At 62.4% G+C, this 9,645-nt stretch carries 8 protein-coding genes; all 8 read right to left on the reverse strand.

Annotated elements, in window-relative coordinates:
* Nucleotides 1-77: 77 nt before the first annotated feature.
* The gene (locus Q0349_RS11890) at nucleotides 78-1,793 is read right to left on the reverse strand and encodes a DUF5691 domain-containing protein (protein ID WP_298081213.1); all 1,716 of its coding nucleotides are present in this window, start codon (nucleotides 1,791-1,793) and stop codon (nucleotides 78-80) included.
* A gap of 96 nt (nucleotides 1,794-1,889) precedes the next feature.
* Nucleotides 1,890-2,246, reverse strand: a complete 357-nt coding sequence (locus Q0349_RS11895; protein ID WP_298081214.1) for a hypothetical protein — start codon at nucleotides 2,244-2,246, stop codon at nucleotides 1,890-1,892.
* 101 nt (nucleotides 2,247-2,347) lie between these two features.
* Nucleotides 2,348-2,482 (reverse strand): hypothetical protein, encoded by a 135-nt coding sequence (locus Q0349_RS11900; RefSeq protein WP_298081216.1) that lies wholly within the window; start codon nucleotides 2,480-2,482, stop codon nucleotides 2,348-2,350.
* Between the two features lie 35 nt (nucleotides 2,483-2,517).
* The gene (locus tag Q0349_RS11905) at nucleotides 2,518-3,837 is read right to left on the reverse strand and encodes an SWIM zinc finger family protein (RefSeq protein WP_298081217.1); all 1,320 of its coding nucleotides are present in this window, start codon (nucleotides 3,835-3,837) and stop codon (nucleotides 2,518-2,520) included.
* A gap of 123 nt (nucleotides 3,838-3,960) precedes the next feature.
* Complete coding sequence (locus Q0349_RS11910; protein WP_298081219.1) at nucleotides 3,961-7,632, reverse strand: SNF2-related protein; 3,672 nt, start codon at nucleotides 7,630-7,632, stop codon at nucleotides 3,961-3,963.
* 6 nt (nucleotides 7,633-7,638) lie between these two features.
* The gene (purE, locus tag Q0349_RS11915) at nucleotides 7,639-8,142 is read right to left on the reverse strand and encodes a 5-(carboxyamino)imidazole ribonucleotide mutase (protein WP_298081220.1); all 504 of its coding nucleotides are present in this window, start codon (nucleotides 8,140-8,142) and stop codon (nucleotides 7,639-7,641) included.
* A 104-nt stretch (nucleotides 8,143-8,246) separates the two neighbouring features.
* Nucleotides 8,247-8,588 carry a hypothetical protein gene (locus Q0349_RS11920; RefSeq protein WP_298081222.1) on the reverse strand — a complete coding sequence of 114 codons (342 nt, stop codon included), beginning with the start codon at nucleotides 8,586-8,588 and terminating at the stop codon, nucleotides 8,247-8,249.
* 332 nt (nucleotides 8,589-8,920) lie between these two features.
* Nucleotides 8,921-9,645: PTS mannose transporter subunit IID (gene manZ, locus Q0349_RS11925; RefSeq protein ID WP_298081224.1), on the reverse strand; the 725-nt coding region annotated here is incomplete at its 5' end.

The raw sequence follows: 9,645 nt of genomic DNA on the forward strand, positions 1-9,645 counted from the left end.
ATCTCGCTGCGCGCGCTGTCCCAGTCCCAGAGGGTGAGGGGCTTATCCGCCGAATTGCAAACACCCCCTAACCCAACCTACGGCAACGACGGCAGTAATGCGGCGAAGCGGCATTTTTGCCGGTAATGTCCGGCGATGATGCGGATGGTTTCGTGTTTGGGGTTGTCTTCCGGGATGAGGCGCAGGCGGTTTTCAATCAGCGCGGTGATGGTGTCGCTGACGGGCAGGCTGGCAGCGACGCGCTCGTATTCGTCGTGCTGGAAGTAGTGTTTGTTTTTCAGGTAGTGGTTGCAGACGAGCAGGCCGTAGCGTTCGCCCCAGTCTTCGTGGGTGTTGTCGCGCCAGGCGCCGTCGTAGGGGTTGTGGCGCAAGAGGGCAAGCAGGCGTTGCGCGGTGTTTTTGTCGGCAAGCAGGGTTTCGCGGTCGGTGCCGTCGAGGGCGAGGAAGGTTTCGAGGTTGAGGCGGGCAGCGGCGGTGTCGGGGTTTTCGCTCATGACCGCAGGCAATAGCGCCAGGGTAAAGCGACGGTCGCGCAGGGTGTGTAGCCAGCCGACGCACAGGTTCAGCGGGGCAATGGGCGGGTGCGCGGCGAGGCGGGCGGCGGCTTCGTCTGCGTCGCAGCCGAAGTATTCTGCCCAGGCGGCGAGCGGCAGGCGGAGGATGATTTGCCGCCGTTGCCAGGCGGCGTCGCTTTCGCCCTTGAGCGGGCTGATTTCTTCAATGCCCGCTGCTTTCAGCTCCGGCGTGTAGGGCGCATCAAGATATTGCCACGGGCTGTCGCCGCCGGTGAGTTTGTGCAGGATTTTTTTGAGGCCGCCGTTTTCCGGCCGCCGCCAGGCGAGGCGTTCACGCAGCCAGGCGAGGTATTGCCGCGTCTGTTCGCTCCCCGGCAGGCGCATCAACAGCTCGCGCGCGCTTTCTTTGACGCCTTTGCTGCGGTCTTTCAGCGCGGCGGTGAGGAAGGGCTGGTCGGCGTCGCCGAGGTTTGCGCCGAGGATTTCGATGTAGTCCTGGCGGTGGTTGGCAGGCGCGCTGCCCCAGATGGCGACGAGTTGTTCGCGCGCGGCGTCGGGGTCGTCGCGGCGCAGGCGGGCGAGGTGTGCCTTGCGCGCGGCAAACGGCAGCAGTTGCCAGTCTTCTTCGTGTTCTGCGTAATCCGCGCCGTCTTCGTCTTTGCGCGGGCGGATGCCTGCAGCGGCGAAGAGCCAGCGACCACGCGCGCCGAGCAGGGTTTCGGGGATGTCGGCGGGGTGGTTCTGGCTGTGGCGGGCGGCTTCCGGCAGTAGCGCTGTCGGCAGGACGAGGCCGCGTTCTTCCAGGCGGGCGACGGCGTAGCGCAGCAGGTGGCGGTGTTTTTGCGCGAACCAGTCGGCGAGGATGGCGGCGGCTTCCGGCGGCAGGGTTTCTTCGGCGGCGGGCGCGGGCGGCACGGCTTGCCAGCCGTCGGTGCTTTGCGCGGGTGTTTGCCCGCCGTAGCTGTAGGCGAAGGCGAGGGCGGCGTAGCGGTAGTGGCGGCGTTCGGCGTCGTCGTCGGCAAGCGCCGCCCAAGCGGTTTGCAGGGCGGCGGGGGTGCTGGCGTCGGGGCGCCAGGGCTGTTTGCCGGTGCCGAGCAGGGCGGTGTTGATGAGGGAGGTAAGCATGGTGTCGGTTGGGCTGGTTTTATAGCCATCCACCGAAAGTTTCAGACAAGGCGCGTCGCCGAAGACAGTACGCTTTTGTACGGCGAGGCGACGCAACACAGTATGAGGCTTTCGGTGGATGGCTATAATGGCTTTGCAGGCGTCCTTTCTCAATCTGTTGTGTTAAACAACGCGGTGGTTATACAGAAGCAGCCTGAAAACCGCAGATATGGTTTTCAGGCTGTTTTCGGCAAGGGGGAAGCGATTGCGTCAGTTAGTGGCGACGTTGACGCAGATGCGGTTGACGGTGCCGCTTTGGGTTACGCTGAAGGTGTAGCGGCCTTTGCCCAGTTCTACAAACCGGAATGCTGCGCCGCTGTCGCCGTCGTGGCCGAGTTCGGAGGGCAGGCGGCGGCCTTTGGCGGTGCGTACGGTGAAGCCGACGTTGCTGTCCACGGTGAGCATGGCGTCATCAACGCGGATGTCGAGCAGGTAGCGCTGCCCTTTTTTCAGGTGCAGGTTTTCGGCGCAGCCGGTATCGTCCAGCGGCAGTTTTTTCAGGCTGCCGGCGTGGGCGGCGCTGCCCAGCAGCAGGGCGGCGGCGAGGAGGGCGAGTCGGGATTTCATGGGTTTCCTTTTGGCAAAAAACGGGGGAATCGGATAGCCTGAAAAACTTTCAGGCTGCTTTGTTTTTTCGGGCCGCCATTATGCCCGGCAGCCTGAAAATATCAAACGGCATCAGCAGGCGCATTCGGCCAGCAGCGTTTCCTGCGCGTCTGCGCGGTTTCGCTTTGTGCTTTCGGCGGCAGGAGGTCTTCGGCGGCGAGGGTGGTTTCAGGCGGTTGGTTTGGTTTCAGCGGCATTGGTTTTGCGGTGGGGCAAGCCCCACCCTACAGCGCTAATAGACATTCAGCTTCCCGGCGTTGTCGCTGAAGGAGAGCAGGCGCAGCGCGCGCGTGTCGTATTCATATAAGAGAAAGGCGCTGAAGGGCGCGCCGCCGGTCGTGGCGAGCAGGCGCAGGCGCTGCTCTTCGGCAAGTTCGAGCGGCAGCAGTTGTTCGCCAGCGTCGGTGAGCGCGAGTTGTTCGCCACGCCGGGCAAGGCGGACGTTATCGACGCGCAGCGGGCAGCGCTCGTGCAGCGGGTTTTCGGCGTAGGCCTGTTGTACGCCCGCGAAGGCCTGCGCGATGGTTTGGCTGGCGGGGGCCAGCGGCGGTGGCGCGGCGGTGATTTCCCAGGTTTTTGGCAGGGCGCGCAGGTTGGCGATGCCGGGGTAGTAGCAGAGTTCGCCCGCGTAAACGCCGCCGTGCAGCACCGGCGGCGGGGCGCCGGGCGCGCCCCGGATGATGAAGTCGAGGATGCAGGCGAAGCGGCCGCTGGCGCCGTCGTAGAGCCAGTATGCGTGCGCTTCGCCCCGGTCGATTTCGCTGATGACGGTGCCGGTGTGCCACCACAGGCCGGTGATGCCCGGTTCTGCCAGCACCGTCTCTTTGGCGACGGGGAAGCCGAGGCGGCCGAGGGTTTCCGCTTGTGCTTCCGGCGGCAGTTCTGCCAGGCGGGCGTAGTTTTCTGCAAGCAGGCTGAGGCGGCTCAAGCGGTAAAAGAGGCGCTCGCCCGCATCGGCGGGCAGTTCGGCGATGGTTTGTAGTTCGGCGGCGACGCCGCCCAGTTGCGCGTCAATCATCCGTTTTGCCATGTCGCGGCAGCGCTGGTTGAGGTTGCCGCGCAGGGCGACGAGGCCGTTGCGCAGGATGTCGTCCAGCCAGAGGCGCAGGTCGGAGAGGCCGTCGGCGGCTTTTTTCTGCCGTGCGGCAAGGCGTTTTTGTTGTGCTGCCGGGTCGGGCGGGGCGGCGGGTTTGGCGGTTTTTGTTGCTTTGGTTTCTTTGTTCTGGTCGCGTTTTTCCAGCCAGTTCGTCAGCCAGTCGGGCGCGTCGGCGGCGCTGAAGCGGTCGGTGTGGCGCGCGTAGAGGAGCAGCAGCGCGAGGGCGTGTTTGCAGGGGAATTTGCGGCTGGGGCAGGAGCATTTGAAGGCGGGTTCGCCCATGTCCACCGCCGTCTGGTAGGGGTTTTTGCCGCTGCCCTGGCAATGTCCCCACAGGGCGCGGTCGTTGTGGTGCAGGAGCGGCCATTTGTCGGGGCGGACGAGGCTGTTGGCGGCTTTGTTGGAGGCGTCGTCGGGGGCGAGGCGGGCGATTTGTTCGGGGGTAAGCGGCGTCATGGCGGCAATGGGCGGGGGGCTGCGGTGATTCTATAGGGTTTTCGCTGGCTGCGGGGTGAGGGGCGGTTTTCCGTCCTCGGTTTTGTGATGGTGTGAAGGCGGAGCGACACGCGCGGGCGGGGGTCAGGAAAAGAGTTTTTTGACTTCGTCGAGGTCGAAGGTCTTTTTTTCGTCGTCCACGCTGATGATGCTCTCCGCGATGTGGCGTTTTTTGTCTTGTAGCGCGAGGATTTTTTCTTCGATGCTGTTTTTGCAGATGAGGCGGTAGGCCATGACGTGTTTGTTCTGGCCGATGCGGTGGCTGCGGTCTATCGCCTGGTTCTCCACCGCCGGGTTCCACCACGGGTCCACGATGAAGACGTAGTCGGCTTCGGTCAGGTTCAGCCCGGTGCCGCCCGCTTTGGTGCTGATGAGGAAGACGCGCACGGCGTCGTTTTGCTGGAAGTTTTCGACTTTGCTTTTGCGGTCGCGGGTTTGGCCGTCAAGGTATTCGCAGGGGATGTTTTCGGCTTCCAGCCGCGCCTGGATGAGGCCGAGCATTTTGGTGAAGCTGGAGAAGACGAGGATTTTGTGCGCGCCGGTTTTTTCTTTGATGTTTTCCAGGAGCAGGTCGAGTTTGACGGAGTCGTCGCCGTAGTCTTCGCGGTCGGCGAGCAGCGCCGGGCTGTTGCAGATTTGCCGCAGTTTGAGCAGGCCTTCGAGGATGTGCAGTTGGCTTTTTTCGATGCCGTCGGCGGCGATTTTGTTGAGCAGTTGTTCGCGGTAGCGGTTTTTGGTCGCCTCGTACAGTTTGCGTTGCGCCGCGCCCATGTCGCAGTAGAGCACGCTTTCGGTTTTCGGCGGCAGTTCGGTCGCCACTTGTTCTTTGCTGCGGCGCAGGATGAAGGGGTGGATGAGTTTGGCGAGCAGCGCCGCGCTGTCGTGGTCTTTGTGTTTGTCAATGGCGTTGGCGAAGGTGTTTTTGTAGTGGGTGGTGTTGCCGAGCAGGCCGGGGTTCAAAAAGTTCATTTGCGCGTAGAGGTCGAAGGTGTTGTTCTCTATCGGCGTGCCACTGAGGCAGAGGCGGTTGTGGGCTTTGAGCAGGCGCACGGCTTTGTAGCGCTGCGATTGGGGGTTTTTGATGTTTTGGCTTTCGTCGAGGATGGCGTAATGGAAGGGGATGTGTTGCAGGGTTTCGATGTCGCGCACCAGGGTGCCGTAGGTGGTGAGGATGATGTCGTATGCGGCGAGGTGGGCGGCGTCGGTATTGCGCTCGCTCCCGGTCAGGGCATAGAGGCGCAGGTCGGGGGTGAATTTTTCAACTTCTGCCTGCCAGTTGTAGATGAGTGAGGTCGGCGCGACGATGAGGCTGGGTTTGTTGTTTTCGCCCCGGTCTTTGAGGTGCTGGAGGAAGGCCAGCGTTTGCAGGGTTTTGCCGAGGCCCATGTCGTCGGCAAGGCAGCCGCCGAGGCGGTTTTCATGGAGGAAGGCGAGCCAGTTGAGGCCGTGCTGCTGGTAGGGGCGCAGGGTGGCGCGCAGGGCAGGGGAGGGCGCGACCGGCGGTTGTTCGGCAAGGTGTTGCAGGCGGTGGTAGCGCGCTTGCAGTTCGAGCAGGTAGTCGGGGCGCTCTTCGAGGTTTTGTAGCAGGTCGTCAATGATGCCGAGTTGGTAGGGCGAGAAGCGGATGTGGTCTTTTTTGACGTCGCCGGTTTTCAGCCAGGGGGTGATTTTGTCCAGCCAGGCTTGCGGCAGGATGCCGAGGGTGCCGTCGCCGAGGGTGATGTAGTTTTGTTTTTTGAGGACGGCTTTTTGCAGCTCTTTCAGGCTGACGTGCTGGTCGCCGAAGCGGATGGTCAGTTCGAGGTCAAACCAGTCGATGCCGCTGCGGGTGCGGCTGCTGATGGTTGGGCGGTTGAGGTTGTATTGCCAGTTTTTGAGGTTTTTCAGGCCGAGCAGTTCGATGTCGGCGTCATGCAGGGTGTCGGCGGCGTTGAGCAGCCAGTCGTTTTTGATGAGTTCGGCGGCGGCGAGTTGGTAGGGGGCGCCGTGGGCAAAGGCGGGGTGCAGATCGCGCAGGGTGTCGAGCAGCCGGGTTTCGAGGGCGGTGTCGCGCGGTAGTTGGTGGTAGTCGCCGTCGGCGGTGGTTTGCAGGCGCAGTTCCTGGCTTGCCGGGTCGATGAGGCGTTCCGGGTATTCAACCTGCGGGCGGAAGGTGATGATGCCGTCGGCTTCGTCGAGGTAGAGTTGGGCGCGCGGCGCGGGGGCGTCGGCAGCGGCGGGCGCGGGTTTGATGAGTTTGCTTTTGATGCGGTGGCGCTGGCTGAGCGGGGCGAGGGTTTGGCGGCGGAAGGTGTCGGCGTCGCGCGTGGCGAGTTTGCTCTGCGGGTGGGTATGAAACCAGGTGATGTCGTTCGCGGTTTGCGGGTCGGCGGTGGGGTAGAGGGTGTTCTGGTAGTCGATGAAGAGCGGGTTGATGCGCAGTTGTTTGTTGGTCAGCGCGTAGTCGCGGTCGCCGAGGCGCAGTCGCGCTTTGAGCTGGTAGAGGTTGTCGTCGCGGCCGAGGTCAAGCTCAAGGCCGACGCGGTCGGTGGTGTTGAGGGTGACGGGGGTGAGGTGGCCGCGCACGTAGGTTTCTTCGATGTTGTGTGCGTAAACGGGGCAGGTGATGTGGCGGCAGAGGTCGGCAAATTCGCGCACGGCGGCAACGAGGGCTTCTGCGTTTTTGGATGCACTGCGGAGGTTTTTGGCGATGCGGCCGGTGGTGTAGTAGAGGGCGAGGACTTCGCTGCCGTGCCGGCCATCGAGGATGTGGCTGTCGAGGTCGTAGGCGTCCAGTGTTTTGATGCGGGTGGCGAGTTCGGTGCGGGTTTTGTCGTATTTGCCTTCGAGTACGGAAAATCCGGTGAACCGCCCGCCCTGGTATTCGAGGCACAGTGCGTGGCCGTAGTCATGCACCGCGTGCGGCAGGTCATCGGGCAGGAGGATTTGTTCAAAGATGTCGCGCGGCACGAGTTGCGGGTCGCGCGGGGCCACGCGCAGTCCCTGGTCGGTGATGTCCACCGCGATCAGTTTGCGGTCGTCGGGGTTGTCCGGGTCAAGGCCGTATTCGTGCATGGTTGCGTCGATGTGGCGCTGCGGGTAGTCATCGGCGAAATAGTCGCGACCAAAGGCGCCGATGAGGCGTTCCAGCGCGGACAGTACGTGATGGCAATAGTCGCCCCATTCCTGGATGCGGCAGTTGCAACTGAGGCTCAGGGTGTTGTCGGTGCGGCGGTATTCGAGTTTTTGTTCGCAGCGGACGCCCCAATCGTCGAAGCGGGTGATGATGCTGTCGCGGCTGCGTTTGCTGATGCTGACTTCGTTGCCATTGGCGTAGCGGGTATGGGCGCCGCGCCGCTCCAGGTCATGCGCGATGGCGGCGGCGTCGATGGTGCGGTCGGGATTCAGGGTGTAGCGCAGCGGTGCCAGCGTTTTGGCGGATTTCGCTGTTTTGCCGGCTTTGGCGGGTTTTGTCGCTGTGGCGGGCGGTGGCGCGGGGGCGTCCTGCTCGCGCAGGTAGCGGGCGAAGGCGCGCAGGGCGGCGACGCTGTGTTTGCAGATGCCTTCGTGGTCGTAGGGGCAACTGCATTCGGTTTTGAGGGTTTTGCTGTAGTGGATGGCGACGGTGTAGCTGGTGCGCTTGCCGACGCAGCGGTAGATGGCGCCGTAGGGGGAAACGGCGTCCAGTCTGGCCTGGTATTCGTCGGCGCGGGCGATGCTGGCCGGGATGGCGTGGCTGCGGATGTATTGTTCGATGGTGTCGGGGGTGGGGAGCATGGCGGGTCAGTAGTCGCAGGGGTATTCGTTTTTGAGGGATTCGGCTTTGGCGAGTACGGCTTCGCGCATTTCGCTCTGGTAGGCGGCGAGGCGGTCGCGCAGGGTGTCGTCGCCCGCGCCGAGGATGCGCAGCGCGAGCAGGGCGGCGTTTTTCGCACCATCCAGCGCCACGGTGGCGACGGGGACGCCGGCGGGCATTTGCAGGATGGAGAGGACGCTGTCCCAGCCGTCGATGGAGTTGCTGGAGTGGATGGGGACGCCGATGACCGGCAGCGGCGTGACGGCGGCAATCATTCCCGGCAGGTGGGCGGCGCCGCCAGCACCGGCGATGATAACGCGCAGGCCGCGTGCGGCGGCGGTTTTGCCGTAGTCCAGCAGGCGCTCCGGGGTGCGGTGCGCCGAGACGATGGTGACTTCGTGCGCGATGTGGAATTGGGCGCAGGTTTGTGCGGCCTCGCGCATGATGCGTAGGTCGCTGTCGCTGCCCATGATGATGCCGATTTTGTGCATAGTGGTTTTTTGGGGTTGATGGGGTTAGGTTTACATACACGATAGCGGGGATGGTGTATGTAAATGGTGGGGTTGGCTGATTCGGTAGCGGGGGTTGCGGGCGGTTACGCCTTTGCCTGCTCTCCCCATATTAAAAAAAGAGCCGCCATACTCAATGCAAGAGCCAATGGCGTAAAAATGTAGTGTATCCATGTAAACGGGTCGCCAAAATAGAACGCTATGGCGGGCATAGAAAGGAAAAGGTAGCAAAAGTTAAAGGTAAATTGTTGTTGTACTGTCCATTTGGGCGGCAAACTGTTGATTGCCCAAAAGCCTGCCATCAAGGCAGCGGCAACATAGCTGCGTGTGGTTATTGGGTCGCCGCGTAGCACATAGCTCAACATAACCCCACCAAACAGAGCCAGCGTGCCCAATAGCCATTTGGTGATTTTCCAGAGTTTGTTCATGGTGCGTCCTTTTTTACTTGATGGCGTTTTCAGGCTGCCTCTATACGCATCGCCCCAGGGGGTGAGAGCAGCAAACGTGAAAAATGGGTTTTTGATTCATCAACATTATGGATTACCCCCACCCCGTCCCTCCCCCGCTGCGGACGCTGGCGCGTCCTGCAGGGGAGGGGGTATTCTTGGGCTATTTCTGTTTTATTCCACTGTAAACGGGTTTGGCTACGCCACGGAAGCAGATGGCATAGGGGCGGTTATGACGCAAACGTCTAACCGCCCGTGATTTTTGTGGATGGGCGGTTACGGCTTCGCCTGACCGCCCCTACCGGTTGTGGTTATCAGGCAAGTATTTTCAGCCAGAAGCCGAGGATGCCGATGCCGAAGATGCCGAAGATGAGCCAGAGCGCGTTCACCCCTTTGCGTAGCAGGTACATACAAAGGAAGGTGAGGCCAAGCGCGGGCAGGCCGGGCATGAGGTCATCCAGCACCGACTGCACGGTGGTGACGGTGGTTTCGCCTACCTGGTTGGTGACTTCGGCGATTTTGTAGGGGATGTTGATGTGCGTCCATTTGTTCACCAGCGCGCCCATGACAAAGAGACCGAGGATGGAGGCGGCTTCGGTGATTTTTTGCAGCGCGCCGCCACCCATGTCGGAGACGATTTCCAGGCCTTTTTTGTAGCCGTACTGGATGCCCCAGTAGCGGACAAAGAGGCGCACCGCATTGAAGAGGACGAAGAAGAGGATGGGGCCGAGCAGGCTGCCGCTTTGTGCGATGCCCGCACCGAGGGCGGCGAAGACCGGGCGCGCGGTACCCCAGAAGATAGGGTCGCCAACGCCGGCGAGCGGTCCCATCAGCCCGACTTTGACGCCGTTGATGGCGGCATCGTCAATCGGCGCGCCATTGGCGCGTTCTTCTTCCATCGCAAGATTCACGCCGAGGATGGGCGCGGTCATGAAGGGCTGGGTGTTGTAGAACTCCAAGTGGCGCTTGATGGCGTCTTTGCGCTCCTGGCTGCCTTCGGGGTAGAGGCGGCGGATGGCGGGGACGATGCCGAAGGCGT

The organism is uncultured Cardiobacterium sp., from assembly GCF_938028185.1.
Taxonomy (GTDB): Bacteria; Pseudomonadota; Gammaproteobacteria; order Cardiobacteriales; family Cardiobacteriaceae; genus Cardiobacterium.